The organism is Micromonospora sp. NPDC051925, assembly GCF_044548625.1.
Lineage (GTDB): Bacteria > Actinomycetota > Actinomycetes > Mycobacteriales > Micromonosporaceae > Micromonospora.
Map to the genome: position 1 here is coordinate 356,178 of NZ_JBIUCH010000002.1, position 25,701 is coordinate 381,878.

Annotated in this window: 21 protein-coding genes; 14 read left to right on the plus strand and 7 right to left on the minus strand. The window is 72.0% G+C overall.

The window, feature by feature from the left end; genetic code table 11:
• Window positions 1-112 precede the first annotated feature (112 nt).
• The 7 genes from ACIG87_RS04300 (at window position 113) to ACIG87_RS04330 (ending at window position 5,685) form a co-directional block, all read left to right on the plus strand.
• Window positions 113-940 (plus strand): hypothetical protein, encoded by an 828-nt coding sequence (locus ACIG87_RS04300; RefSeq protein WP_396848055.1) that lies wholly within the window; start codon window positions 113-115, stop codon window positions 938-940.
• The gene (locus tag ACIG87_RS04305) at window positions 937-1,953 is read left to right on the plus strand and encodes a hemin ABC transporter substrate-binding protein (protein ID WP_396848057.1); all 1,017 of its coding nucleotides are present in this window, start codon (window positions 937-939) and stop codon (window positions 1,951-1,953) included. The genes ACIG87_RS04300 and ACIG87_RS04305 overlap by 4 nt, the downstream gene beginning before the upstream one ends.
• Window positions 1,950-3,041 carry a FecCD family ABC transporter permease gene (locus ACIG87_RS04310; protein WP_396848059.1) on the plus strand — a complete coding sequence of 364 codons (1,092 nt, stop codon included), beginning with the start codon at window positions 1,950-1,952 and terminating at the stop codon, window positions 3,039-3,041. The genes ACIG87_RS04305 and ACIG87_RS04310 overlap by 4 nt, the downstream gene beginning before the upstream one ends.
• 43 nt (window positions 3,042-3,084) lie before the next feature.
• Window positions 3,085-3,978, plus strand: coding sequence for a heme ABC transporter ATP-binding protein (locus tag ACIG87_RS04315; RefSeq protein ID WP_396848061.1), 894 nt, complete (start codon window positions 3,085-3,087; stop codon window positions 3,976-3,978).
• Entirely contained in the window at window positions 3,979-4,656 is a 678-nt protein-coding gene (locus ACIG87_RS04320; protein ID WP_396848063.1) for a heme oxygenase (biliverdin-producing), read from the plus strand. It begins immediately after the preceding gene.
• On the plus strand, window positions 4,653-4,961 hold the full coding sequence (locus tag ACIG87_RS04325; protein WP_396848064.1) for a DUF2470 domain-containing protein: 309 nt from the start codon (window positions 4,653-4,655) through the stop codon (window positions 4,959-4,961). The genes ACIG87_RS04320 and ACIG87_RS04325 overlap by 4 nt, the downstream gene beginning before the upstream one ends.
• A gap of 313 nt (window positions 4,962-5,274) precedes the next feature.
• Window positions 5,275-5,685, plus strand: coding sequence for a hypothetical protein (locus ACIG87_RS04330; RefSeq protein ID WP_396848066.1), 411 nt, complete (start codon window positions 5,275-5,277; stop codon window positions 5,683-5,685).
• 312 nt (window positions 5,686-5,997) lie between these two features.
• Here the strand turns inward: ACIG87_RS04330 and ACIG87_RS04335 are convergent, their stop codons facing one another.
• The gene (locus tag ACIG87_RS04335; RefSeq protein ID WP_396848184.1) at window positions 5,998-6,369 is read right to left on the minus strand and encodes an ArsR/SmtB family transcription factor; all 372 of its coding nucleotides are present in this window, start codon (window positions 6,367-6,369) and stop codon (window positions 5,998-6,000) included.
• A 213-nt stretch (window positions 6,370-6,582) separates the two neighbouring features.
• Window positions 6,583-7,872, minus strand: coding sequence for a cellulose binding domain-containing protein (locus tag ACIG87_RS04340; RefSeq protein WP_396848067.1), 1,290 nt, complete (start codon window positions 7,870-7,872; stop codon window positions 6,583-6,585).
• 453 nt (window positions 7,873-8,325) lie between these two features.
• Here ACIG87_RS04340 and ACIG87_RS04345 point away from each other — a divergent pair, with 453 nt between their 5' ends.
• Entirely contained in the window at window positions 8,326-9,237 is a 912-nt protein-coding gene (locus ACIG87_RS04345) for an SGNH/GDSL hydrolase family protein (RefSeq protein WP_396848069.1), read from the plus strand.
• Window positions 9,238-9,366: 129 nt separating this feature from the next.
• Here ACIG87_RS04345 and ACIG87_RS04350 read toward each other — a convergent pair whose 3' ends face one another.
• Both ACIG87_RS04350 and ACIG87_RS04355 read right to left on the minus strand, forming a co-directional pair.
• Complete coding sequence (locus ACIG87_RS04350; RefSeq protein WP_396848071.1) at window positions 9,367-11,031, minus strand: cellulose binding domain-containing protein; 1,665 nt, start codon at window positions 11,029-11,031, stop codon at window positions 9,367-9,369.
• A gap of 94 nt (window positions 11,032-11,125) precedes the next feature.
• Window positions 11,126-13,972 (minus strand): glycosyl hydrolase family 95 catalytic domain-containing protein, encoded by a 2,847-nt coding sequence (locus tag ACIG87_RS04355; RefSeq protein WP_396848073.1) that lies wholly within the window; start codon window positions 13,970-13,972, stop codon window positions 11,126-11,128.
• 624 nt (window positions 13,973-14,596) lie between these two features.
• On the opposite strand from ACIG87_RS04355, the gene ACIG87_RS04360 reads away from it, so the two are divergent.
• From ACIG87_RS04360 to ACIG87_RS04385, 6 genes are all read left to right on the plus strand, one after another.
• Window positions 14,597-16,159 (plus strand): glycoside hydrolase family 43 protein, encoded by a 1,563-nt coding sequence (locus tag ACIG87_RS04360; RefSeq protein WP_396848075.1) that lies wholly within the window; start codon window positions 14,597-14,599, stop codon window positions 16,157-16,159.
• 45 nt (window positions 16,160-16,204) lie between these two features.
• A complete protein-coding gene (locus ACIG87_RS04365; RefSeq protein ID WP_396848077.1) occupies window positions 16,205-17,245 on the plus strand; it encodes a LacI family DNA-binding transcriptional regulator in 1,041 nt (346 codons plus the stop codon).
• A gap of 94 nt (window positions 17,246-17,339) precedes the next feature.
• On the plus strand, window positions 17,340-17,768 hold the full coding sequence (locus ACIG87_RS04370; RefSeq protein WP_396848078.1) for a Fur family transcriptional regulator: 429 nt from the start codon (window positions 17,340-17,342) through the stop codon (window positions 17,766-17,768).
• A 23-nt stretch (window positions 17,769-17,791) separates the two neighbouring features.
• Window positions 17,792-20,068, plus strand: coding sequence for a catalase/peroxidase HPI (gene katG, locus ACIG87_RS04375; protein WP_396848080.1), 2,277 nt, complete (start codon window positions 17,792-17,794; stop codon window positions 20,066-20,068).
• Between the two features lie 128 nt (window positions 20,069-20,196).
• Window positions 20,197-20,817, plus strand: a complete 621-nt coding sequence (locus ACIG87_RS04380) for a TetR family transcriptional regulator (protein WP_396848082.1) — start codon at window positions 20,197-20,199, stop codon at window positions 20,815-20,817.
• 118 nt (window positions 20,818-20,935) lie between these two features.
• Window positions 20,936-22,507: an FAD-dependent monooxygenase gene (locus tag ACIG87_RS04385; RefSeq protein WP_396848084.1), complete on the plus strand. Its 1,572-nt coding sequence runs from the start codon at window positions 20,936-20,938 to the stop codon at window positions 22,505-22,507.
• 70 nt (window positions 22,508-22,577) lie between these two features.
• Here ACIG87_RS04385 and cysN read toward each other — a convergent pair whose 3' ends face one another.
• From cysN to ACIG87_RS04400, 3 genes are read right to left on the minus strand one after another with little or no spacing between them, the layout of a single operon-like run.
• Window positions 22,578-23,882 carry a sulfate adenylyltransferase subunit CysN gene (gene cysN, locus ACIG87_RS04390; protein ID WP_396848085.1) on the minus strand — a complete coding sequence of 435 codons (1,305 nt, stop codon included), beginning with the start codon at window positions 23,880-23,882 and terminating at the stop codon, window positions 22,578-22,580.
• A complete protein-coding gene (gene cysD, locus ACIG87_RS04395) occupies window positions 23,882-24,796 on the minus strand; it encodes a sulfate adenylyltransferase subunit CysD (protein ID WP_396848087.1) in 915 nt (304 codons plus the stop codon). Before cysD ends, cysN begins: the two co-directional genes overlap by 1 nt.
• The gene (locus ACIG87_RS04400) at window positions 24,793-25,659 is read right to left on the minus strand and encodes a 3'(2'),5'-bisphosphate nucleotidase CysQ (protein ID WP_396848089.1); all 867 of its coding nucleotides are present in this window, start codon (window positions 25,657-25,659) and stop codon (window positions 24,793-24,795) included. Before ACIG87_RS04400 ends, cysD begins: the two co-directional genes overlap by 4 nt.
• Window positions 25,660-25,701: the final 42 nt, after the last annotated feature.

Here is a 25,701-nt window from a genome sequence, read left to right on the forward strand (position 1 = left end):
AAGATCTTGACCCGAAGAACCCCTTGTGAACAGCGGATCAGTCGCTTAGGTTAGGCAAACCTTAGTAACGGTCGGTGTGTCAGCCGGCCCGATCCGTCATGTGGGGAGCCTGATGCGAGCACTGCGTCGCGCCGTCCTGGCCGCAGCCCTGATCACTCTCGGTGTCGCCGTCGCGCCGGTGCCTGCCCACGCCGGCACCGGCCGTGGCACCGGGGGTCAGACCCTCACCGTCACCCCCAGCAGCGGGGTGGCCCGCGCCGGGGCGAAGGTCACCGTCTCCGGCACCGGTTACGACATCACCAAGGGCATCTACGTCGCCTTCTGCGTGGACAACGGCGCCGGCGTCGCGCCCACCCCGTGCGGCGGCGGGGCCGACACCACCGGCAGCACCGGCGCCTCGCACTGGATCTCGTCCAACCCACCCTCCTACGGGGAGGGACTGGCCGTGCCGTACGGCACGGGCGGATCGTTCCGGGTCACCCTCACCGTCGGCACCCGCATCGGTGACGTGGACTGCGCGGTCCGCCGGTGCGTGGTGGCCTCCCGGGCCGACCACACCCGCACCGCCGACCGCTCCCAGGACGTCCGGGTGCCGATCACCTTCGCCGCCGTGGCCACCCCGGCCCGTACCAGCGCCGCCCCGGCGACCACCGCTGCCGGCGCGGGCACCACCGGCACCCGGACCACCCCACCGGCAGCCGCCACGACCGGCGCGGCCACCGCCGCGCCCGCCGGCAGCGCGGCACCGGCCGCCGCCGGCACCGCCGGTGCCGTCGGGGCAGCCGCCGCCGGCACCGACGACCCGGCCGGTCAGGTCACCCGGGTCAGCGCCGCCTCCGACACCGGCCGCTGGTGGCTCGCCGCACTGGTCCTCCCCCTGCTCGGGGTGGCGCTGCTCGCCGGGCTGCGCCGTCGCCGTCGACGCCGGGCCACGTCGTGACCCGGCGTGCGCTGCTGCCCGTCCTGCTGCTGCTCGCCGGTGCCCTGGTCGGTTGCACCGGTCCGGCGGCCGAGGCACGGTCGACCTCGCCGACCTCCTGCGGTCCGGTCACCGCCACCCTGCCCGACACCGACGTCGCCCCACTGGAGCCGGCACCGACCCCGGCCCTGCCGGTCACCGTCACCTCCGCCGACGGCGTCGCCACCACGGTCACCGACGCCGCGCGCATCCTGCCGGTCAACCTCTACGGCTCGATCGCCGAGATCGTGTTCAGCCTCGGGCTCGGCGGCAACGTCGTCGGCCGGGACACCTCCACCACCTTCCCGGCCGCCGCGCACCTGCCCGTGGTCACCCCGGCCGGGCACGACCTGTCCGCCGAGGCGGTGCTCGCCCTCGCCCCCACGGTGATCCTCGCCGACGACAGCATCGGTCCAGCCGAGACGCTGCGCCAACTGCGCGCCGCCGGCATCCCCGTGGTCCTGGTCGCCGCCGAACAGACCCTCGATGCCGTCCCCGCGCACGTACGGGCCATCGCGGCGGCGCTCGGTGTCGGCGCGGCCGGCGAGCAACTCGTCACCCGGCTCGGGCAGGAGATCGCCGCCGCCCGCGACGGCGTACCCGACGGCACGGCACCCCGCGTCGCCTTCCTCTACCTGCGCGGCACCGCCGGGGTCTACCTGATCGGCGGGCGGGGCGCCGGCTCCGACTCGATGATCGAGGCGGCCGGGGGAGTGGACGCCGGCAGCGCGATCGGCCTGGCCAAGTTCCGCCCACTGACCAGTGAGGGCCTGATCAACGCGGCCCCGGACGTGATCCTGGTGATGAGCGGCGGGCTGGAGTCCGTCGGCGGCGTCGACGGCCTGCTCAAGCTGCCCGGGGTGGGGCAGACCCCGGCCGGGGCCGCCCGCCGGGTCGTCGACATGGACGACGGCGTCCTGCTCACCTTCGGCACCCGCTCCGGGCAGGTCGTACGGGCGCTGGCCGACGCGCTGCACTGCCGGAGCCGGACATGACCGCCACCGGCACCCGGCCGACCACCGTGGACTCCGCACCCGAGCGTCCCCACCGGACGCGACGCGGGCCGCTGCTGCTCACCGGGCTCACCGCCGGACTGCTGCTGGTCGCCCTGATCGCCGCCGGCCGGGGACAGGTGGCCGTCGCCCCGGCAGAGGTGCTCGGCTCGGTGCTGCACCGCCTCGGCCTGGACCTCGGTCCCCGGCCCGCAGCCCCGCACGGCGAGAGCGCGCTGTGGCTGGTTCGCTTCCCCCGGGTCGCGCTCGCCGCCGTGGTCGGCGCTGCGCTCGGCTGCGCCGGCGCGGTGATGCAGGGCGTCTTCGGCAATCCGCTGGCCGAGCCGGGCGTCATCGGCGTCTCCGCGGGCGCGGCGGTCGGCGCGGCGCTGGCCATCGTCACCGGCGTCACCGTCCTCGGCGGCTGGACGGTGCCCGCCGCCGCGTTCGCCGGTGGCCTCGCCACCACCTGGCTGGTCTACGCTTTGGCCCGCTCCGGCGGTCGGACCGAGGTGGTCACCCTGGTGCTCACCGGCGTCGCGGTCAACGCCGTCGCCGGGGCCGCCATCGGGCTGCTGATGTTCGTCGCCGACGAGTCGGGCGTGCAGGCCATCACCTTCTGGAACCTCGGCAGCCTGGCCCAGGCGAACTGGTCGGCGGTCTCGTTGGCCGCTCCCTGCCTCGCGGTCGGGTTGCTCGCCACCCTCGCCGACGCCCGTCGACTCGACCTGCTCGCCCTGGGCGAGCGGTCCGCCCGGCATCTCGGGGTCGACGTGGAACGGCTGCGGCTCCGGATGATCGTGGTCACCGCGCTGCTCGGTGCGGCGGCGGTCGCCTTCACCGGCATCATCAGCTTCATCGGCCTGGTCGTGCCCCACCTGGTCCGGATGGTCGCCGGCCCCGGGCACCGGTTGCTGCTGCCGGCCAGCGCCCTCGGCGGTGCGATCGTGGTCGTCGTCGCCGACCTCGCCGCCCGGACCGTCGTCGACTACCAGGAACTGCCGTTGGGGGTGCTGTCCGCGGTCGTCGGCGGCCCCGCCTTCTTCTGGCTGCTGCGCCGAACCCGGGACCGTGCGGGAGGCTGGGCATGAGCGGGTGCGGGGAGTCGTCGCGCTCGCGCGGTGGGGGGCTGTGGTGAGCGTACGGGAACGCCGGCGACGAGCCCGGCTGAGTCTGCTCGGCCGCCGGGTGGCGCCCCGGATACCGGTGCCGACCTCGCCGGGCAGCATCCGGGCCCAGGTCACCGGGGTCCGGGTCGAACGTGCCGGTCGACCGGTGCTCGACCAGGTCGACCTCGCCATCCGCGCCGGTGAACTGCATGCCCTGGTCGGTCCGAACGGCGCCGGTAAGTCCACTCTGCTGGCCGCGGTCAGCGGTGACCTGCCGCTCGCCGCCGGGGCCGTCGAGGTCGACGGTCGTCCGCTGGCCGAGTGGTCGGCCGTGGAGTTGGCGCTGCGCCGGGCGGTGCTGACCCAGCGCAGCGCCCTGAGCTTCCCGTTCGCGGTGGTCGAGGTGGTCCGGATGGGGCGTGCGCCCTGGGCCGGTCGACCCGAGGAGGCCCACGACGACGCGATCGTCGCCGAGACCATGCGACACTGCGACGTGATCCGGTTCGCCGCCCGGTCGTTGCCGTCGCTCTCCGGCGGCGAGCAGGCCCGTGTGGCGCTGGCCCGGGTGCTGGCCCAGCGGGCCGGGGTGCTGCTGCTCGACGAGCCGACCGCCGCCCTCGACCTGCACCACCAGGAGTTGGTCATGCGGATCGCCCGGGACCGTGCCGACGCCGGGGACGCCGTCGTGGTGGTGCTGCACGACCTCGCCCTGGCCGGGGCGTACGCGGACCGGATCACCCTGCTCGCCGACGGGCGGGTCAGGGCCGCCGGCACACCCGCCACGGTGCTGACCGCACCCCTGCTCAGCGAGGTCTACCGGCACGACATCGAGGTCGTGCCGCACCCGCGTACCCGCCTGCCGTTGGTCGTGCCCCGCCGTCGGGGCCCGGCCCACCGCACCGCCGTCCCGGAGGAATAGATGAGCACACCACCCATGCCGTTCTCGGCCCGGCTGCGGGCCGCCACCCAGGGGGCCCACACCGCCGCCGAGAGCCAGCGCTACGTCACGGCGCTGGTCGCCGGGGAACTGGACATCGCCGGCTACCTCGACCTGGTGGTGCAGCACCACGCCGTGTACCAGGCGTTGGAGTCGGCCGCCGAGGCGATGCGCGACGACCCGATCGCCGGCGGTTTCGTCGACGACGCGCTGACCCGGCTGCCCGCGCTGGAGGCGGACCTGGCCCACCTGGTCGGGCCGGACCGGGCGCTACGGGCCGTGCCGCACCCGGCGACGGTGGCCTACGCCGACCGGATCCGGGCCGTCTGCGGCACCTCCCCGGTGCGCTTCATCGCCCACCACTACACCCGCTACCTGGGTGATCTCTCCGGAGGGTTGCACATCGGACGGGCGGTGGCCCGGCGGTACGGGCTCAGCGGGCAGTCCGGGACGGCCTTCTATGTCTTCGACCGGATCGCCCGGCCGAAGGCGTACAAGGAGGCGTACCGGGCGCGGTTGGACGCCCTGCCGCTGAACGCGGCGGACGAGGCGGCGCTGCTCGACGAGGTGCTGGTGGCGTACCGGCACAACACCGCGGTCTTCTCGGCCCTGGCCCGGCACGTGTCGAGCGGCCCCGGCGTCACGGAGGCGGTGGCGTGACCGGGCAACCGTTCGACGCGGACACCGTCCGGGCGGTCAGCCGGCACATGAACGACGACCACGCCGACGATTCGCTGCTGATCTGCCGTACTCTCGGCGGCTGCCCGGACGCCAGCCGGGCGCGGGTGACCGGGCTGGACGCCGACGGCATGGACTTCGCCGTCACGCTCGACGACATCGAGGTGCCGGTGCGGCTCCCGTTCGCCCACCGGCTCACCGAGCGCGCCGAGATCCGCCGGGAGGTGGTCCGGATGTACGAGCAGGCGTGCGCGGCGCTCGGCGTACCGCCGCGCCGCGCCGGCTGAGGACCCGCCACCCCGGTGGTACGGCGCTGCCGGGAACGGCCGCGAGAGCGAGCGGGGCGGAGGCGGCTCAGGCCCGGGTCAGGTGCGCCGGCAGCGGAACGTGACGCCCCGGAGACCGGCCCGTGCCTCACCGGCGCGTGCGGGGCAGGAGGGCCACCGTGCCGATGCGTCGACCTCCCGCCCGCCGGTCGGTGGCGAGAGTCCGGCTGGTCGGCCCTCGTCCGGGCCGGTCCCACCGCCTACGCTCGCTCTCGCGCCGGAGCGGACCGGGTGGTCGGGGCCGGCCTCCCGCCGTGGCCGAAGGCGCGGACGTATGCCGGGCGGGAGGATGAACATGGTGGTCGCGGGTGGTCCGCAGGGCGTGGTGACGGTGCCGGTGGGCCCGCGCCGTGGTGGGGTGGCGGCCACCATCGGCGCTGTCGTGGCGGTGCTGCTCCTGGTCGTGCTCGCCCTGGCGGTGGCGCTGGTCGGGATGTTCCTGCCGATGGCGGCCGACGCCTGCGGCACCGAGGGCACCGAGGGTCTGCTGATCTGTGGGGCGTTCGGCCAGCTGGTGGTGCTGGGCGCTCCCTCCGGCGGCGCCGTGCTCGGGGTACTGCTCGCCCTCGCCGGCTTCCTGCCGTTCCCGCTGCGGCACCGGCGTGCCCTCTTCATCGGCGTCGGCTACCTGGTGGTGCTCGGTGGGCTGGGGTTGGGCTTCCTGGTCGCCTTCAGCGGCTGGTGACAGCCCGCGCCCGGCCCGGCCCGTCGTGACCACCCCCGGCAGGCGGTCACCTCGAGCGGTGCGGCCTTGGCGCTCCTGGTCAGGGCGACCCGCTGGTATCCGGGGGACGCGTTGCCGCGCTCGAGTGGCGCACCCGTGGGCGCTGGGAACCGGTGGCTGGTTCCTTGGCCAGTTGACGCAGCGGCAGGCGTGGCCGAGGGTCGGTGCCCCCTCGACCACCGTGCCGCGCCTGGCTGCCCGTACCCCGGGTCGCCCGGCCCGCAGGCTCGTCGTTCGATCAGCCTGGTCCGGCGGACTGCCGTCGTTCTCCGCTCAACGGGCCTTCTTCGTCGCCCGCTTGCGGGGCGGTGTCAACAGGTCGGCGATCGCGGCGATCGCGGACGGCACGGTGCGGTAGTACGCCCAGACCCCACGCTTCTCGCGCTCGATGAGACCGGCCTCGGTGAGGATCCGAAGGTGATGACTCACCGTCGGCTGGGACAGGCCGAGCGGCGCGGTGAGGTCGGTGACGGACGCCTCGCCCTCCGGAGCGGACTGGATGAGGCTGAGCAGCCGCAGGCGGGCCGGATCGGCGAAGGCCTTCAGCACTCCCGCGAGCCGTTCCGCGTCGGCGCGTTTGATCGGCTCACCGGCAAGCGGCGAGATGACAGGCGTATTGGTTTTCGCAGCTCCCACGTCCGCCATCATTGCAGCAAGAGTCGCGACAGGTCGGTGGATCGGGAGTCGACCACGACGAATTCGCGGATCGGGTGACGGCCGGTGTTCGTCGGCCCACCCCGTCGAGGAGACGGTCGACGGCCCGGGGCCGGTGCGGAGGAGAGTCGATTCCTCCGCACCGGCCCCGGGGCGGCCCGCTTGGTGGTTCCTCGTCGCGTAGCCGCTGTGCCTGCGACCCGGTCAGCGGGCGGTGCAGGTGGGAGTCATCCCGGACCCGCTGCCGTTGCCCTGGAAACCGAATTCGGTGACCTGGCCGGGGGTGAGCTGGCCGTTGTAGCTGACGTTGGTGAAGCGCACCGTCCCCGTGCTGCCACTGGCGGTGGCGTTCCAGGTGTTGGTGACGCTGGCCCCGCCGGGCAGGGTCGCGCTGACGGTCCAACCGGTGGTGCCGGAGGAACCGGCGGTGACACGTACGGTGGCGGTGAAGCCACCGGTCCACTGGTTCAGCGACACCGTGGCGGTACAACCGCTACCGCCTGCTGGGGGCGTGGTCGGGCTCGCGGGTGGGGTCGTCGGTGGTGTGGTGGTGGGGGGTGTGGTGGTGTCGAACTGGGTGAAGAAGTTCCAGACGATGGGTCGGGTCCAGGATTTCTCGCCGGGTGCGTAGACGTCGGCGGTGCCGTCGACGGCGTTGGGTGCGTGTCCGCCGTCGAAGGGGGCCCAGGCGACGGGGTATCCGGTGCGGCAGCCGGTGTAGTAGGTGATGGTGTGGGTGAGGCTGCCTTGGGTTGGTTCTGGTGGGTTTTGTGGGGTGCAGCCGTTGTTGCGGACGAAGGTGTCGCGGAGTTGGCGTCCGGTGGTGATGGGGAGGACGGTGTCGCGGAGGCCGTGGATGCCGATGTAGGCGATGGGTTGGGTGCCGCCGTTGCAGCCGCTGAGTTGTCCGCCGGAGTAGACGGCGACGGCGCGGAAGGTGGTGGCGCGGGCGCAGGCGATGGCGTAGCTCATGCCGCCGCCGTAGCTGAAGCCCATGGCGAAGCGTTGGGTGGTGTCGACGCAGAGGTCGTTCTCGATCTGCTTCATGATGTCGTCGACGAGGGTGAGGTCGCGGTTGTTGGTGTTGGCCCAGCCGTTGCTGATGCCTTGGGGGGCGATGAAGATGGCGGTGTTGTTGGCGAGTGCGCGGATGCCGTAGTAGGACCAGGGGTATCCGCTGGTGCCGCCGGAGTCGACGTCGTTGGCGGTGCCGCCGTTCCAGTGGAAGGCGAAGATGAGGCGGTAGGAGTGGTTGCGGTCGTAGTTGTCAGGGATCCGCAGGATGTAGGTGCGGTTCTGGCCGCCGCTTTGGATCGTGCGGGTGCCGCTGGTCAGCGTCGGTGCCTTGCCGCATCCGGCGGTGTTGGCGAGAGGGCTGGTGTCCTTCGCGTAGGCGGCCGGGCTGGCCCCGGCGGTGATCGTGGTGCCGCCTGTCGCGAGGGCGAGTGCTGCTACTCCCGCGACAGCGCCGGCTAGGAGGCGGTGTCTCGTCATCGGGAAGCTCCTTGGGGGATCGGGATGGGGTGCCGGTGCACGGGATCGACCCGCGCGAGGGGATGAGAGCGGCGGCCACCGGCACGGCGGCGGTGGCCCCGCGCCGCGCACCGGAGGGCTCTGGCGAGTCCGGGGCCCTCGACTCGCGGGTCCGTGACGGTGCCGCCACTCTTGACGGTTCACCGCCGGTCCGCCGCGGTCGCCCGGACAGTCGATCGTCTCATTGACGGTTATAAACGTAATCCGTATGACGTATGATGTCAACAAGGGGCGGTGGTCGGTGGAGTTGGTCGTCGGCCCGACGCCCCTGATCGTCTGATGGGCGCGGGTCGGGACTGACCCATGCGCCCACCTCAGGCCCTTGTTAAGTGAGGGGCATCTATATTGACGTCGGCCTTCCGGGGCGGCAGGATCGCGGCACCACCACCCCCGTGATCCCCTCTGGGAGGCGTCATGCCCCGTCCCCGCCTACCGCTCCTGCAGGCAGCCGCCCGGACGGCCGCGCTCGTCGCGGCCACCGCCGGTGTGCTGTTCACCGCCGCCGTACCCGCCAGCGCCGCCGTCCCCACCAGCGCCGCCGTCCCCACCGGACGCTACGTCGCGCTCGGCGACTCGTACACCGCCGGTCCGCTGATCCCCACCCAGGTCGACCTGAACTGCCTGCGATCCAACCGCAACTACCCCTCGCTGGTCGCCACGTCCGTCGGCTCGTCGACGTTCGCCGACGTGAGTTGTTCCGGGGCCACCACGGAGGACATCCTCTACGGCGGCAGCGGCTCGGTGGGCGGTGCGTTGCCGCCGCAGCTCAGCGCGGTCACCTCGAACACGGCGCTGGTGACGGTGCAGATCGGCGGCAACGACATCGGCTTCTCCAGCATCATCAGCGACTGCGCGAAGGCGAGCCTCAGCAGCCCGCTCGGATCGCCGTGCAAGAACATCTACACCGCCGGTGGCACCGACCAGTTGCAGGCCAGGGTCACCGCCACCGCGCCGAAGGTGACCGCGGTGCTTCAGGCGGTCCGCCAGGCGGCGCCGGGCGCGCGGATCGTGGTGCTCGGCTACCCGGCGATCGTGCCCGACACCGGCTACGGCTGCTGGCCGGTGGTCCCGATCTCCTACCAGGACGTGCCGTACCTGCGTGGTGTGGCGAAGTCGCTGAACGCGATGCTGGCCAGCACCGCCGCTGCGAACGGCGCCAGCTACGCGGACGTCTACACCCCGTCGATCGGGCGCGACGCGTGCAAGGGCAGCGGCACCCGGTGGGTCGAGGGTCTGGTGCCCGAGAACCCGGCGGCTCCCTTCCACCCGAACGCCCGGGGCGAGCAGGGCATGGCCGACGCCCTGCTGAGCTCGCTGAACCGCTGACCGCTGCTTACCCGGTCGAGCCGGTTCGGCGGATCTCCCGACCCGGCGGGCCCCCGGTCATGAGATGTCGCGTCCCGGTGTCGGGGCCGACGTCATGACCGGGGGTCCTGCCGTTCGGGGTGTCCCCGGTCAGGCCACGCCGCACTCCTGGCCGTTGAGGGCGAACGCGGTCGGCTTGGCGTTGCTGCCGGACCAACTGGAGATGAATCCGAAGTTCGCGCTACCGCCGGGGCTGATGGTGCCGTTCCAGCCGGCGTTCGTGGCGGTGACCTGGGTGCCGCTCTGGGTGTAGGTGGCACCCCACGCCTGGTTCAGCTGCTGGCCGTTGGCGAAGGACCACCGCAGGCTCCAGCCGTTGATCGCCGTGGTGCCGGTGTTGCGTACCGTCACCTCGGCCTGGAACCCGTCCGGCCACTGACTGCTGATCGCGTACGTGACCTGGCAGGGACCGGCCGACGGGGGCGTGGTGGTCGGCGGGGGAGTGGTGGTCGGCGTGGGAGTGGGAGTCTGCGGGGTGGTGGTCGGCGTGGGAGTGGGGGTGCCGGTCGCACCGCTGACCCGGTAGACGACGGTGCCGTGGCCCGGCACGCTGGCCGAGATGGCGCCGGAGGTGGTGCTGGTCGTGTTGCTCCACGCGTCGCGCAGGGTGAACGAACTGCCCGACAGCCCGATCGCGGACGCGGTCGTGCTGATCGTGGTGGCGGCCGTCCCCTGGTTGAACAGGGCGACCGCGACGTCGCCGTTGGACAGCCGCTTGGCGAGCACCCGGCGGGTGCCGTCGAAGGAGACCTGGCTGGCCTGGAGGCCGAGCGCGTCCTGGCTGATGCCGATGAGGTTGGCGTTCTTCAGGATCGTCTGGGTGGCCGCGTTCATGTTGCGCAGGTCGTTGCCGGCGATCAGCGGCGAGGCCAGGACGGCCCAGAGCGCGAAGTGGCTGCGCATCTCGGTGTCGGTCATCCCGCCGCGACCGACCTCCATCATGTCCATGTCGTTGAACGCGCCGGGCCTGGCCCGCGCGGCGAGCGGCACGGTGACGTCGACGATGTTCTGGATGCCCATCGGGTAGCCGTTGGTCTGGCCGCTGTTCCAGGTGTTGGTGATGTCCTCGGTGGTGCGCCACATGTTCGACACGTCGCCCCAGTCGCGCTGCGGGCCGGTCTTGGCGTGGATGCTGTTCGAGTTGATGCTCAGCACGATGGGTCGACCGGTCGCGGCCAGGCCGTCGCGCATCTTGGCGAAGGTGCGCACCTGGTCGTCGATCGTGCCGCTCGGCGAGCACCAGTCGTACTTGAGGTAGTCGACGCCCCAGGCGGCGAACTGGCGGGCGTCCTGGGCTTCGCGCCCCTGGGAGCCGGTGGCGCCGGGATAGCTGCCGAAGTACTGCGCACAGGTCTTGTCCAGGGGCGCCTGGTAGATGCCGAACTTCAACCCCCGGGCGTGGATGTAGTCACCGAGCGCCTTCATGCCCGAGGGGAAGCGGCTCGGATCACCCTGGAGGTTTCCGGCGGAGTCGCGGTTCGGGTTCATCCAGCAGTCGTCGACGACGATGTACTGGTAGCCGACGTCCCGCATACCGGAGCTGACCATCGTGTCGGTCATCTGCCGGATGAGCGTTTCGTTGATGTTGCAGCCGAAGGTGTTCCAGCTGTTCCAGCCCATCGGTGGGGTGCGGCCCACGCCGTTGTCGAGCGCCAGCGCCGCGGACGTCCGCAGCACGACCGTCGACCCTGCCACCACCAGCAGTCCGGCTGCGAGCACGGTCAGTATTCGGCGTCTGCGAGCTAGTTGTCTCATGTTGCTTCCACCCATTCCACAGAGGTGACGTCGGGAGCGCCGGGGGCGGGGACGCGCCTTGACCGGCCGGGGGCAGCGGCGCGTGCCCACGCGGTCAGGTCGTGGTGCAGGTGATGTTCGTCGGGGGGTTGTTGGCGCCGTTCACCGTGCCGATGAAGCCGAAGGTGGTGGAGCCGCCGGCGGGCAGCGATCCGTTGTAGTCGACGTTCTTCACCGTCACGTTGGCACCGCTCTGGGTGTGCGATCCGCTCCAGATCTGGCTGATGACCTGCCCGTTGGGGAACGTCCAGGACACCGTCCAACCCCGGATCGGCGTCGCACCGGCGGTCACGGTGACCTCGCCCTGGAAGCCACCCGACCAGGAGCTCGTCACCGCGTACGTCGCCCGCGCGCCCGACGGTGCGGGAGGGCTGGTGGTCGGAGGCGGCGTCGGCGTGCTCGTCGGCGTCGTTGTGGGCGTGGGCGTGGGCGTGGGGGTGGCCGTGGGCGTGGGGGTCAGGGTCGGTGACGGGGTCACGCCGGGCCGGGCGGCCCGGTAGGTGTGACCGGCGCGGGCGGAGAGCTGGACGACGTCCGTCTCCGGCCGGGTGGTGGCCGGCGTGCTGCCGTCGGTGACGTCGACGAGGGTGAAGCTGCCGGTGAACAGCCGGGACCGCATGCGGAGCGTGCCGTCGCGGTCGGCGCGGATGCCGATCTCGTCGGTCTGGCCGTTGGTCCAGGCCAGGCCGACGGTGTACCCGCCCCGGCCGCGTAGGCCGGCGACCTGCCCGGTGGGCCAGGCGCTCGGCAGCGCGGGCAACAGGTGCAGCTCGCCGGTGTGGCTGTGCAGCAGCATCTCGGCGATGCCGGAGGTGGCGCCGAAGTTGCCGTCGATCTGGAACGGCGGGTGCAGGTCGAACATGTTCGGCGCGAGCCGGTCGGTGCGTACCAGGTCCTTGAGGAGCTTGTGGGCGCGGGTGGCGTCCTCCAGTCGGGCCCAGTAGTTGATCTTCCAGGCGAGGGACCAGCCGGTCCCGTCGTCGCCCCGCAGTTCCAGGGTCTTGCGGGCGGCCTCGTACAGCGCCGGGGTGCCGCGCTTGGTGATCTGGTTGCTCGGGTGCAGGCCGTAGAGGTGGGAGACGTGCCGGTGGGTCCGTTCGGTCTCGACCCAGTCGGCGAGCCATTCCTGGACGTTGCCCCGGGAGCCGACCCGGGTCGGGGGCAGCCGGTCCTTGGCGGTGCGGACCTGGGACCGGAAGGTGGTGTCGACGCCGAGGGTCTCACTGGCGCGGGCGGCGGCGTCGAACAGGTCCCGCAGGATCTGGTTGTCCATCGTCGGGCCCGCGCAGACGCTGGCGTTCGCGTGGTGCGGCAGCTCCGGCGAGTTCGAGGGGTTCGTCACCAGGTAGCCGAGCGTCGGATGGGCGACCAGGGTGTCGAGGAAGAACTGGGCGGCGCCCTTGAGAGCCGGGTAGTTGGCCTGCAGGAAACCCAGGTCGCCGGTGAACTGGTAGTGGTCCCAGATGAGGGTGCCCAACCAGGCGCCACCGGTCTGCCACATGCCCCACAGCGCCCCGTCGACGACCGAGGCGCCCCGCCACGCGTCCGTGTTGTGGTGGGTGACCCAACCGCCGGCGCCGTACTGCGCCTGGGCGACCCGCGCGCCGGTCACCGTGAGGTCCTTGACCATGTCGAAGACCGGCAGGAAGCACTCAGCGAGGTTCGTCGTGTCGGCCGGCCAGTAGTTCATCGGCAGGTTGGCGTTGATCGTGTACTTCGAGTCCCAGGACGGTGCCAGCGAGTCGTTCCAGATGCCCTGGAGGTTCGCCGGCTGGGTGCCCGGTCGCGAGGAGGAGATCAGCAGGTACCGGCCGAACTGGAACAGCAACGCGGAGAACTGCGGATCGTTGCTGCTCGCGTGCTGGGCGATCCGTACGTCGGTCGGCTGGTCGGCTGCGGCCGTACGCCCCAGGTCGATGCTCACCCGGTTGAACAGCGCCTGGTAGTCGGCGAGATGGCGGCTGCGCAGCTGGTCGATGGCCACGCTCTTGGCGGCGTTGAGCCGGTTGCGGGCGATGCCCTGGTAGTCGCCGTTGACGGTGCGGTAGTTGACGTAGCTGGAACCGATCGAGACGAGCACCGTCACGCTCGTGGCGCCGGACACCCGCAGGGTGCCGCCGGAGCTGCTGACCGTGCCACCGGTCACGGCGGCATTGGCCAGGGCGAGAAACCGCACCGAGCCGTTGACACCCTCCATGTTGCCGGAGATGCCGTCGAGCCCGATGGTGGCCGCGTCCGGACTCGACACGGTGGTCCGCTGCGGGCTGTCGAAGGTGGCGGAGAAGGTGATCGAGTTGGCCCGGTCGGCGGTCAACCGGACCACGATCACCTGGTCGGCCGCGCTGGCGAACACCTCCCGCTGGTGCCGTACGCCGTTGAGCAGGTAGGTCGTGGTGACCGTGGCGGTCGTCAGGTCGAGCGTCCGCCGGTACTGGGTCGCCCCGTTGGCGGAGCCGAAGGCGAGCCGGAGGTTGCCCACGGTCTGGTAGGCGAGCTGGCCACCCGGGGTGCCCATCATGGTCTGGTTGATCAGGTCCTGCGCCGAGGTCCACTGGTCGGCGAAGACCCGCCGCCGGATTTCCGCCAGGTTGGCCGCGCCCCGGGTGTTGGCCGAGTCGTACGGGCCACCGGCCCAGACGGTGTCCTCGTTGAGCTGCAGCACGTCGGTGTCGAGGTTGCCGAACACCATCGCGCCGAGCCGCCCGTTGCCGATCGGCAACGCGCGGAGCCAGTCGGTGCCCGCGGGCTCGTCGTACCACAGGGCCAGATCGTTGGCGGCCAGCACCTGCGGTGGCGCCACCGAGCCGGCACGGGCGGTGGCGGTCCAGGCGACCGGCAGCAGCGCGGCGCCGGCCCCCACCGCACCGGCCTTGATGACGTTCCTTCGGGTCACTTCAGACATGATCTCTTCGGCCTCTCTCGGTCAGGACGTGCCGCGGAAGGTGGCGTCCTGCCCGGTCGCTCGGGTTCGAGCTCGCGCTGAGCGGGTCGATCCGCTGACGCCTCGCGGTGGATGGACTGGTCGGAAGGGGTGGGCTGCCTGGGCGAGCCGGCGCGAGGGCAGGGTGCGTGGATCGCCGCGGTGAATCCCGCGCCGAGCGGAACACGCGCTGCCATCGGGCCGTGTCGGCGTCGCTATCGGTGTCAGTGGCGAACCACCGCTGTTAGCGTTAACAGGTGCGGCCCCTCGCACCTCGGCGTCCACTGTCGGGATGTGCGATGGCGCGTCGAGCTCCCGGCGGCGTGCCATCTCGCCTGATATGGACTCTCGTGGATGCGGGCGGGTCCGTCAAGATATGACGGGGATGTTTCGCGAATGCTCTTCGTGGGACCGCGATCCGCCGGCGTCTCCCGCGCGACCGTCTCGGTGGGGCCCGGCGATCGGGCCCTTGAACCCGGAGGCGGTCTTCCGTAGCATCCGAAACCCGAAATGTTATCGCGAACATTCCCGGGTCACGGTGCTGGTCAGCCACGGGCGGTCGGCCGGGCCGCCCGTGGTCGACGACCGCCATGGAGGTAGCCCCCCGTGTCCGTAGGCTCGTTCTACCGCAACCCGGTCGTCCCCGGCTTCTACCCCGACCCGAGCGTCTGCCGGGTCGGCGAGGACTACTACCTGGTCTGCTCCAGCTTCGAGTACTTCCCGGGCGTACCTCTGCTGCACAGCCGCGACCTGGTCAACTGGCGGCAGATCGGCAACGTCCTCGACCGCCCGAGCCAGCTGGAACTCCCCCCGGACACCGAGGCGTCCCGCGGCATCTTCGCGCCGACCCTGCGCCATCACGACGGTCGGTTCTGGATGATCACCACCAACGTCAGCCTGGGCCGACACCTCATCGTCACCGCACCGGAGCCCACCGGCCCGTGGTCCGAGCCGGTCTACCTCGACCTGCCGCACGTCGACCCGTCGCTGGCCTGGGACGACGACGGCACCTGTTGGCTGACCACCTCGGGGGTGGACGCCTACCGGATCGACCCGGACCGGGGTCAGGTGCTGGAGGGTCCGATTCCGCTGTGGTCGGGCACCGGCGGCCAGTACCCCGAGGCGCCGCACCTCTACCGGATCGACGGCTGGTGGTACCTGCTGCTCTCCGAGGGCGGCACGCACACCGGCCACGCCGTCTCCGTGGCCCGGTCGCGCAGCCTGCGCGGCCCGTTCGAGCCCGCACCGGCCAACCCGATCCTGACCCACCGCAGCAGCGACCTCCCCGTGCAGGCCACCGGGCACGCCGACCTGGTCCAGGCCGTCGACGGCAGTTGGTGGCTGGTCCTGCTCGGCATCCGGGCCAAGGGCCAGTGGCCGCCCTACCACGTCCTCGGCCGCGAGACCTTCCTCGTGCCGGTGCGCTGGGTCGACGGCTGGCCGGTCGTCGACCCGGTCCAGGAGGTCACCGCCGCCCCCGCCGGCAGTGCCCCGGCCGGTGCCGCCCCGGCCGACCCGGGCACGTACCGCGACGACTTCGACGCGACCGTCCTGGCCCCCGACTGGATCTCGCCGCGCTGCCGGCCCGACGCGGTCTGGTCGCTGACCACCCGGCCCGGCTGGCTCACCCTGCACGCTGCGGGGACGACCCTCGACCTCGTCGGCGCGACGATCGTGGCGCTGCGGCAGCGGCACCACGACTGCCGGGTCAGCGCACGCGTGGACCCGGCCGGCGGCACCGCCGGGCTCACCATCCGGATCGACGAGGCGCACCACTACGACCTGGAGGTCCGGGCCGGCACCGTCCGGGTCGTCGGCCGGGCCGGACCGTTCCGGCAGGTCTTCGCCACGCTGGCCGTACCCGATGGTCCGCTCGTCCTGACGATCGCCACCCGCACCCACGACCTCCACCCGCCGACCGTGACCTCCGCCGCCGACCTGGTGGCCGGGAACGCACCCCGAGGGGTACGCGCCGCCGCCTGCGACATGATCACGTTCGAGGTGGAGGACTCCGACGGCCGTACCGTGCTGGCCGACCTCGACGGGCGCTACCTGTCCACCGAGGTCGCCGCCGGCTTCACCGGCCGGGTCATCGGCATGTACGTCACCGAGGGCAGCGCCGCGTTCGACTGGTTCGCGTACCGCCCGGCGGAGCATCCGGCAGGCTGAGTGCGTGCCCGGCCACGGTGCGGGGTGCACCGTAGACTTCCCTTCGTGATCGAGGAAGGTCAGCGCCGTCGCCCCCGCAAGCCTCGGCGCGGTGACCTGCCCATCGCCACGATCGCCGAACTCGCCGGGGTGTCCCCGCCCACGGTGTCCAAGGTTCTCAACGGCCGCCGTGGCGTGGGTGAGCAGACCCGGCAGCGGGTGGAGGCGCTGCTCCGCGACCACGGCTACCGCCGGCGACCGGCCAGCAGCGTGGCCCCCTGCATCGAGGTGGTCTTCCACCAGATGCTGTCCTCGATCGCCATGCCGATCCTGCGCGGTGTCCAGGAGGTCGCCGGCCCGCGGGACCACACGGTCGGCTTCACCGACGTGCACCGTCGCCTGCTGGCGGGGCAGCCCTGGGCGGAGTCGCTGCTGCTGCGCCAGCCGGCCGCCGTCATCACGGTGTTCTCCCTGGTGACGGCCGAGGACGGCGCGAGGTTCGCCGCCGCCGGGATACCGCTCGTCGCGGTCGATCCGATCGGCGACCTGTTTCCCGTCCCCGCCGTCGGGTCGAGCAACTGGAGTGGCGCCCTGTCCGCCACCCGCCATCTTCTCGACCTGGGCCACCGGCGGATCGGAGTGCTCACCGGGCCGGTCAAGGACCTGTCGGCGCGGGCCCGCCGGGACGGCTTCCGCGCCGCGTTGGACTACGCCGGTGTGCCGTTCGACGAGCGCCTCGAGCGCCGTGGGGTCCTCACCTTCGAAGACGGCCAGCGCCTCGGTGCCGAGCTGCTCGTCCGGCCCGAGCCGCCCACCGCCGTCGTCTGCGGCAACGACCTCCAGGCGCTTGGCGTCTACGCGGCGGCGCGCGAGGCCGACCTCCGGATTCCCGACGACCTCAGCGTCGTCGGTTTCGACGACGTGGACGAGGCGGCCTGGCTGGCGCCGCCACTGACCACGGTGCGGCAGCCGTTCGGTGAGATCGGCGCCACCGCCGCGCGCCTCGCGCTGACGCTGGCCGACGGCCATCCGCTCGCCCAGGACCGGTACGAGCTCGGCACCTCGCTCGTGGTGCGGGGCAGCACCGCGCCGCCCCGCTCCCGGTGACGCCGACCACTCCGGTGCGCCGTTCGCGAAGATGTGCGCCGCCACGCCGGGGCTAAACTTGATTTGTTCCAAAAGACCGGACTATGGTCGTGCCATGACGGCCGACCTCGAGGCACAGTTGCGGGCGGTTTCGCTGCGCGTGACGCGGCCCCGACTGGCCGTGCTCGCCGCGCTGCGCGACCACCCGCACGTCGACACGGACACGGTGATCGCGCTGGTGCGGGCGGACCTCCCCACGGTCTCCCACCAGGCGGTGTACGACGTGCTGCGGGCGCTCACCGACGCCGGTCTGGTGCGGCGCATCCAGCCGGGCCGGTCGACCGCCCGCTACGAGTCGCGGGTGGGGGACAACCACCATCACGTCGTGTGCCGCTCCTGCGGCGCGATCGCCGACGTCGACTGCGCCGTCGGCCACGTTCCCTGTCTCACCGCCTCCGATGATCACGGGTTCGTGGTCGACGAGGCGGAGGTCGTCTACTGGGGCACCTGCCCCGACTGTGCGACCGACCGCACCTCCCAGTGATCCACCAGTTCGGAAGGAAGTACATGAGCGACACCCAGGACAACGCCCCGGCCAGCGCGCAGGGCGTGGACCAGAAGGCGGCGGCCGGCTGTCCGGTCGCGCACGACTCGGTGACCGCGCAGGGTAGTGAGAGCGAGAACCCGGCGATCGACTCGCCGACGCCGAAGACCGGAGGGCGTCCGCGTACCAACCGGGACTGGTGGCCCAACCAGCTCGACCTGTCGGTCCTGCACGCCCACTCGGCCAAGGGCAACCCGCTGGGGGAGGACTTCAGCTACGCCAGGGAGTTCGCCAAGCTCGACGTCGAGGCCCTCAAGCGGGACATCACCACGGTCCTCACCAGCTCGCAGGACTGGTGGCCGGCCGACTTCGGCCACTACGGCGGCCTGATGATCCGGATGAGCTGGCACGCCGCCGGCACCTACCGCATCGAGGACGGTCGTGGTGGCGCCGGTGACGGCGGGCAGCGTTTCGCGCCGCTGAACAGCTGGCCGGACAACGCCAACCTGGACAAGGCCCGCCGGTTGCTCTGGCCGGTGAAGCAGAAGTACGGCCAGCAGATCTCCTGGGCCGACCTGCTCGTGCTGGCCGGCAACGTCGCCCTGGAGTCGATGGGCTTCAAGACCTTCGGCTTCGGCTTCGGCCGGCAGGACGTGTGGGAGCCCGAGGAGATCTTCTGGGGTCCGGAGGACACCTGGCTCGGCGACGAGCGCTACGCCTCCGAGAAGGAGATGGCGGCCGGTGTCGGGGCGACCGAGATGGGCCTCATCTACGTCAACCCGGAGGGCCCCCGCGGCAACGCGGACCCGGCCGCGGCGGCGCACTTCATCCGGGAGACCTTCCGCCGGATGGCGATGAACGACGAGGAGACCGTCGCCCTCATCGCCGGCGGCCACACCTTCGGCAAGACCCACGGCGCCGGCATCGCCGACGACCACGTCGGCCCCGAGCCCGAGGGCGCCCCGCTGGAGGCGCAGGGCCTGGGCTGGCTGAGCACCCACGGCAGCGGCAAGGGTGGGGACACGATCACCAGTGGTCTCGAGGTGACGTGGACCGACCGGCCGACGCAGTGGAGCAACCGCTTCTTCGAGATCCTCTTCGGCTACGAGTGGGAGCTGACCACCAGCCCCGGCGGTGCGAAGCAGTGGGTCGCCAAGGACGCCGAGGCGATCATCCCGGACGCCCACGACCCGGCGAAGAAGCACAAGCCGACGATGCTCACCACCGACCTGTCGCTGCGCGTGGACCCGGCGTACGAGAAGATCTCGCGCCGCTTCCTGGAGAACCCGGACGAGTTCGCGTTGGCGTTCGCCAAGGCCTGGTACAAGCTCCTGCACCGTGACATGGGTCCGGTCAGCCGCTTCCTCGGGCCGTGGGTCGCCGAGCCCCAGCTGTGGCAGGACCCGGTGCCGGCCGTCGACCACGAGCTGGTGGGGGACGCCGACGTCGCCGTCCTCAAGGCGAAGGTGCTCCAGTCCGGCCTGACGACCGCGCAGCTGGTCTCCACCGCCTGGGCCTCCGCCGCGACCTTCCGGCACACCGACAAGCGTGGCGGCGCCAACGGCGCCCGGATCCGGCTCGAGCCGCAGCGCAACTGGGAGGTCAACCAGCCCGAGCAGCTCGCGACGGTCCTGGCGACCCTGGAGGAGATCCAGCGGGAGTTCAACGCCGCCGGTGGCGCGAAGATCTCGCTCGCGGACCTGATCGTGCTGGCCGGCTCGGCCGCCGTCGAGAAGGCGGCCCGCGACGCGGGTGTCGAGGTGACCGTGCCGTTCCGGCCGGGCCGCACCGACGCCAGCCAGGAGCAGACCGACGTCGAGTCCTTCGCGGTCATGGAGCCGCGTGCCGACGGGTTCCGCAACTACCTTCGTCCCGGTGAGAAGACCCAGCCGGAGGTCCTGCTCATCGACCGGGCGTACATGCTCAACCTGACCGCGCCGGAGATGACGGTCCTCGTCGGTGGTCTGCGGGCCCTCGGGAACAACGTCGGCGGTACGTCGCACGGCGTGCTCACCGACCGGCCCGGCGTGCTCACCAACGACTTCTTCGCCAACCTGCTCTCGCCGGGCACCCGGTGGAAGGCGTCGGAGTCCACCGAGCACGTCTACGAGATCCGGGACCTGGCCACCGACGAGGTGAAGTGGACCGCCACCGCGGTCGACCTCGTCTTCGGCTCCAACTCCCAGCTGCGGGCCCTCGCCGAGGTCTACGCCAGCCAGGATGCGGGCGACAAGTTCGTGACCGACTTCGTGGCGGCCTGGACCAAGGTCATGGAACTCGACCGCTTCGACGTCTCCTGACCCGACCTCCCCACGACGAGCCCCGGCCGAGCACTGATCGGCCGGGGCTCGTCCGTCTCCGGCGGGAAGGGAAAATACTGCGCGGCGGGTAAAATTGCGTGTCGCGCATTATTTGCTATGCTCTCCCCATGGGCGGGCTGCGCGAACGCAAGAAGGCCGAGACCAGGGCGGCGCTGAGCTGGGCGGCCATCCGTCTGACCGTGGCGCGAGGCTTCGACAACGTGCTGGTGGACGACATCGCCCAAGCCGTGGGCGTGTCCCCGCGCACGTTCAACAACTACTTCTCCAGCAAGGCCGAGGCGATCGCCTCGCGGCACCTCGACCGCAGTCTGCGGACGGCGCAGGCCCTGCGCCTGCGGCCGGCCGACGAACCGCTGTGGACGGCGCTGATCGAAGCGGTGCTGGCCCAGTTCGCGCCCGGCCCGGAGGTCGAGCAGTCACCGCCGGGTGCGCACGCCGAGTGGGTGGACGGGCTCCGGGTGATGCTGGCCGAGCCGGCGTTGCAGGGCGAGATGCTGCGCGCGGGTGCCGTCGCCGAGGCCGAGTTGGCCGCGGCCGTCGCCGAGCGCACCGGCACCGACCTCCGGCGTGACCTGTATCCACACCTGGTCGCCGCCAGCGTGAGCGCTGCCGTCAACGCGGCGATGCGGCACTTCGTCCGCGCTGACCCGCCGATACCGATCGAACGGTTGCTTCCCGACGCGCTGGCCCAACTCGCCGCCGGCCTACCGGCCCCCACCCCGCGCTGAACCCGCCCCCGCACCTCCCGCCGCACCCATCAGCGCTCCGCTGAGGCGCTCCACCCCTCCCCACGGCCTGTCGCCATGTCGATGGGCGGGGCGACCGTACCCGTTGAAGGGATCTTTCATGATCGATGTCGTCATCGTCGGTGCCGGCCCGAACGGCCTCATGCTCGCCGCCGAGCTGGCCCTGGCCGGGGTCCGACCGGTCGTGTGTGAACGGCTGTCGGCACCCACCACCGAGCAGCGCGCCAACGGGCTGGTCGGCCAGGTGGTCCGGATGCTCGACCGGCGCGGCCTGTACCAGCGTCTCGGCGACGACCCGGGCCCGCCGCAGCCGGAGCCCGGCTTCGTCTTCGGCGCGCTGCCGCTGGACCTGCGGGCGGTGGCGGACAACCCGCTCCACCTGCTCCAGGTGCCGCAGCGTCAGCTGGCCCGGGTGCTCGCCGAACGGGCCGCCGAACTGGGTGTGCAGGTACGCCGCGGGTGCGAGGTGACCGGCCTGACCCAGGGCGCGGACGCCGTACGGGTCGAACTCTCCGACGGTACGACCCTGAGCTGCCGGTACCTCGTCGGCGCGGACGGCGGACACAGCGTCGTACGCCGGCTGGCCGGGATCGGCTTCCCCGGTGTGTCCACCGATCGCACGGTCTCCCGGACCGCCCAGGTCAGCCTGCCGGAGGACCTGGTCGACCCGGAGACCGGTGGCCTCGTGGTGCCCGGGTACGGCACCATCGCGCCGTTCCGGCACACCCGCACCGAGCACGGGCTGATCGCGTGGGCGCCGTTCGCCGGCCGCCCGTCGACCCTCACCACGATCGAATGGCCCGACTCGACGCGGTTCGACGGCCCGCTGACCCTCGCTGAGATGCGGGCCAGCGTCGCCCGGGTGCTCGGTGCCGACATACCGCTCGGCCCACCGGCCGGAGCCGGGCCGCACCTGCTGCGCCGCCTGGTCGGGGGCAACACCCGACTCGCCGAGCGGTACCGCACCGGTCGGGTGCTGCTGCTCGGCGACGCCGCCCACGTGCACTCCGCGATCGGCGGGCCCGGACTCAACCTCGGCCTCCAGGACGCGGTGAACCTCGGCTGGAAGCTGGCCGCGCAGGTGCACGGCTGGGCCCCGGAGGGGATGCTGGACTCGTACGAGACGGAACGTCAGCCGGTGGCCCGACGGGTGACCATGTCGACCCAGGCCCAGTCGGCGCTGATCTCCCCGGGCAGCGAGATCACCGCGCTGCGGGTGCTCCTCGGTGAACTGCTCGCCCGACCGGAGAACGCCGCCCACGTCGCCGCCCTGCTGGCCGGCGCGGACACCCACTACGAGATGGGGGGACCGGGCGGACCGCTGGTCGGGCGCTGGGCACCCGATCTGGTGCTGCACACCGACGCCGGCCCGGTACGGCTGGCCGAGCTGGCCCGACCGGCCCGTGCGCTGCTGCTCGACCCCACCGGCACTCTCGGCCCGGTGGCCGAGCCGTGGCGGGACCGGGCCGACGTGGTCACCGGAAAGGTCGACCTCGGCACCGGGCGGGCCGATGCGGCCGGCGGGCAGCGGGACGGCGGCGGGACGACCGCGCTGCTGCTGCGCCCGGACTGCTACGTGGCCTGGCAGTCCACCGTGGACGGGTCGGACGAGGACTGGTTGCGGGCCGCTCTCACCCGCTGGTTCGGTCGGCCCCGGCCCGACCGACCATGACGGTCGGCCCCGTGCGGCGGAGGTCGGTGGGTCCGACCTCCGCCGCAGGCCAGCGGGTCGTGGTGCGGAGTCAGTCCCGCTGCACGACCATTCCGGCGCCGACGGTGCGGTTGGTGGTCTCGTCGATGATGACGAAGCCGCCGGTGGTGCGGTTGCGGTGGTAGTCGTCCACCAGCAACGGCACGGTGGTGCGCAACCGGACCCGCCCGATCTCGTTGAGGTCGAGTTGGGTGGTGGCCTCGTCGCGGTGCAGGGTGTTGACGTCGAGGCGGTAGTGCAGGTCACGGACGATCGCCCGCGCCGACCGGGTGGTGTGCTTGATGGCGTATCTGCCGCCGACCTGGAGCGGACGGGTCTCGTCCATCCAGCAGACCATCGCCTCGATGTCCTGGGTCGTGGTCGGGGCGTTGTGCGGTCGGCAGATCATGTCGCCCCGGGAGACGTCGATCTCGTCCGCCAGACGGACGGTGACCGACATCGGGGGGAACGCCTCGTCCACCGGGCCGTCGGCGGTGTCGATCGAGGCGATCCGGCTGGTGAAGCCGGACGGCAGCACCATCACCTCGTCGCCGGGCTTGAGCACGCCGGAGGCGACCTGACCGGCGTAGCCCCGGTAGTCGGTGACGGTGGTCGACTGCGGGCGGATGACGTACTGCACCGGGAACCGCACGTCGACCAGGTTCCGGTCCGAGGCGATGTGCACGTGTTCCAGGTGGTGCAGCAGCGACGGCCCCTCGTACCACGGCATGTTCTCCGACCGGGCGGCGATGTTGTCACCCTGCAGCGCCGACACCGGCACCACGGCCAGGTCGGGCACGTCGAGCTTCGCCGCGAATGCGGTGAACTCGTCGGCGATCTGCTCGAAGACCTCCTGGGAGAAGTCGACCAGGTCCATCTTGTTGACGCACAACACCAGGTGCGGCACCCGCAGCAACGAGCACAGGAACGCGTGCCGCCGCGACTGCTCCACCAGGCCCTTGCGGGCGTCCACGAGCACCAGGGTGAGGTCCGCCGTGGACGCGCCGGTGACCATGTTCCGGGTGTACTGGGTGTGCCCGGGGGTGTCGGCGATGATGAACTTCCGCCGTGGCGTGGCGAAGTACCGGTACGCCACATCGATGGTGATGCCCTGCTCCCGCTCCGCCCGCAGGCCGTCGGTCAGCAGCGCCAGGTTGGTGTACTCGTCACCCCGGGCCGCGCTGACCGCCTCCACCGCGGCGAGCTGGTCGGTGAACAACGACTTCGTGTCGTACAGCAGCCGACCGATCAGGGTCGACTTACCGTCGTCCACGCTGCCGGCGGTGGCGAACCGGAGCAGGTCCATCGGTCGGGCCTCGGCCGGGGAACCCGCCGGTGCCAGCATGTCGGTGCTCATCAGAAGTAGCCCTCTCGCTTGCGGTCCTCCATGGCGGCCTCGCTGACCCGGTCGTCGCCCCGGGTCGCGCCCCGCTCGGTGATCCGCGTCGCGGCCACCTCCTCGATCACCTTCTCCACCGTGTCTGCATCCGAGCGCACCGCCGCCGTGCACGAGGCGTCCCCCACCGTGCGGTACCGCACCCGGGCGGTGAAGGGTTCCTCGCCCGGCCGGGGGTGGAAGAACTCGTTGACGGCGTAGAACATGCCGTCGCGTTCGATCACCTCACGGTCGTGGGCGTAGTAGATCGACGGCAGCGGGATCTGCTCCCGGGCGATGTAGTGCCAGATATCGAGTTCGGTCCAGTTCGACAGCGGGAACACCCGGATCGACTCGCCCGGATGGTGCCGGCCGTTGTACAGCGACCACAGCTCCGGCCGCTGGTTCTTCGGATCCCACTGCCCGAACTCGTCGCGGAAGCTGAACACCCGCTCCTTGGCCCGCGCCTTCTCCTCGTCCCGCCGCGCCCCACCGAACAACGCGTCGAACCGGTGCTTCTCCACCGCGTCCAACAACACCGGCGTCTGGATACGGTTGCGCATCCCGTCGGCCGACTCGTGGACCAGGCCCCGGGTCAGCGCCTCCGGAACGCTCGCCACGATCAGGTGCAGGTTCAGCTCGGTCACCCGACCATCCCGGTAGTCCAGCACCTCGGGGAAGTTGTGCCCGGTGTCGACGTGCATCACCGGGAACGGGATACCGGCCGGGGCGAACGCCTTCTGCGCCAACCGGAGCATCACGATGGAGTCCTTGCCGCCGGAGAAGAGCAACACCGGCCGCTCCATCTCGGCGACCACCTCACGCATCACGAAGATGCTCTCCGCCTCCAACTCGTCGAGCTGGGAGACCTGGTACGCAGCCGATCCGCTGCTCATCGGGGGTCCTTTCCGGGGTGGGGAGCGGGGGAGCCGGCCGGGATCGCCGTGCCGGCCAGTTGTCGTCGCAGGGCGGTGAGCAGCGGCGCGGCCAACTCGCCTCGACAGACCAGCAGATCCGGCAGCCGGGGGTCCGCCTCGTTGTACGTCAGCGGGGTGCCGTCGATGCGGGACGCGTGCAACCCGGCCGCCGTGGCCACCGCCACTGGCGCTGCCGAGTCCCACTCGTACTGGCCGCCCGCGTGGATGTACGCGTCGACCTCGCCGGTCACCACCGCGGCGATCTTCGCCCCCGCCGAGCCCATCGGCACCAGCTCGGCACCGACCTCGTCGGCCAGCTCGGCCAGGAAGGCCGGGGGACGGCTGCGGCTGGCCGCCAACCGGATCACCGCGCCGGGTGGTGTCGGCGCGGCCGGCGGTGGGGTCGGGGCGTCGGTCGCCAGCACCCGGTGCTGCGCCGGCAGGCCGACCGCCCCGGCCACCAGCCCGTGCGGCGTCGTCGCGTCGCGCGCCCAGAGCGCCACGTGCACCGCCCAGTCGGACCGCCCCTGTTCGGAGAACTCCCGGGTGCCGTCCAACGGGTCGACGATCCACACCCGGTCGGCGGTCCGCCGGGACACCCCCTCGCTGGTGTCGACCAGCCGGGAGTCCTTGTCCTCCTCGGACAGCACGGCGTCGGCCGGCCGCCACCGCGCCAGTTCGGCCCGGAGGAAGTCGTGGGCCGCCCGGTCGCCGGCGTCCTTCAGCGCGGCGGGATCGGCGTGCCCGTGCGTGGCGCGTACCCGGAGCAGCAGCTCACCGGCGCTGGCGGCGAGCCGGCGGGCGAGCGCCGCGTCGGATTCGGCGATGGTGGGGTCTGCCATGGCAACTCCTCGACCTGTCGGATGCGGGTGCGGTACGGGGTC